The sequence below is a fragment of the Microbacterium paulum genome, assembly GCF_015707995.1.
In the GTDB taxonomy this organism is placed as follows: domain Bacteria; phylum Actinomycetota; class Actinomycetes; order Actinomycetales; family Microbacteriaceae; genus Microbacterium; species Microbacterium paulum.
The window spans coordinates 1-1,201 of record NZ_JAAGRY010000132.1; the positions used below are offsets into that span (position 1 = coordinate 1).

At 67.7% G+C, this 1,201-nt stretch carries 1 protein-coding gene; it reads left to right on the top strand.

Translation table 11 applies throughout. The features are described 5' to 3' along the window. Positions 1 to 1,183 (top strand): IS1634 family transposase (locus G3N18_RS15785; protein WP_196385191.1); only part of this gene is annotated, 1,183 nt, incomplete at its 5' end. Between the last annotated feature and the right edge of the window lie 18 nt (positions 1,184 to 1,201).

Below are 1,201 nucleotides of genomic sequence, written 5' to 3' on the forward strand. Positions count from 1 at the left end.
CCTGGCCCGCGTCGTCGAGCCGACCAGCAAGGCGGACACGCTGCGGGTGTGGGACGAGCTCGGTGTCCCGGGTGCGCCGTCGCTGTCGACCGTGTGGCGGACCCTCGCCCGCAGCGTTGAGCAGGACTGGCGGTCGAAGATCGCCGCCGCAGCCTACGCGCATGCGACCCGATCTGGCCCGCTCACCGTCGTGCTCTACGACGTCACCACCCTCTACTTCGAGGCGGAGCGTGAAGACAAGCTCCGCAAGGTCGGGATGAGCAAAGAGCGCCGCGTCGACCCGCAGATCCTCGTCGGCCTCCTCGTGGACCAGGGCGGGTTCCCCCTCGAAGTCCACGAGTTCGCGGGCAACAGGGGCGAGACCCTCACCCTGCTGCCCGTCCTCGACCAGTTCCGCGAACGTCACTCCGCGACCGAGGTCGTGGTCGTCGCGGACGCCGGCATGCTGTCCGCAGCGAACCTGAACCGGCTGGAGGACGCCGGGTTCGGTTTCATCGTCGGCTCCCGCACCTCCTCCGCGCCATACGATCTCGCCGAGCACTACGCGACCGTCGGGAACATCGTCACCGATGGGGAGACGGTCGAGACCACCCGAACCATGGGTGCGGGTGTGAACGCGCGGGAGCGGCGAGTGGTGTGGCAGTACTCCCACAAGCGGAAGATCCGCGACAACATCACGTTGAACAAGCAGATCGAACGCGCCGAGCAGATCGCTGACGGCACCCGCCCGGCGAAGAAGGACCGGTTCGTCACCCTCGGCACCAAGCCCGGCGTGAACTGGGCAAGAGTCGAGAAGGCCCGCGAATACATCGGCCTCAAGGGGTACGTCACCAACCTCAGCACCGCGACGGCTTCCGCTGCAGAGATCGTGGCGGCCTACCATGACCTGTTCCAGGTCGAGGCGACGTTCCGGATGGCGAAGACCGACCTGCGGGCGAGGCCGATGTTCGCGTCGACCGCGGACTCGATCCACGCGCACCTCACCGTCGTGTTCTGCGCTCTCGCGATCAGCCGGCACCTCTACAAGACCACCGGCGTGACGGTCCGCCGTATCGTCCGCGCGCTGCGCCCGCTGCGTGACGTCACGATCACCATCGACGGACACGAACTCACCGCGACCACCCCGCCAACGGGGGAAGCCGCCGACATCATCGCCGCACTCCGGCCGGGCGTGGGGCACTAATCTGACACGATCCAGGTC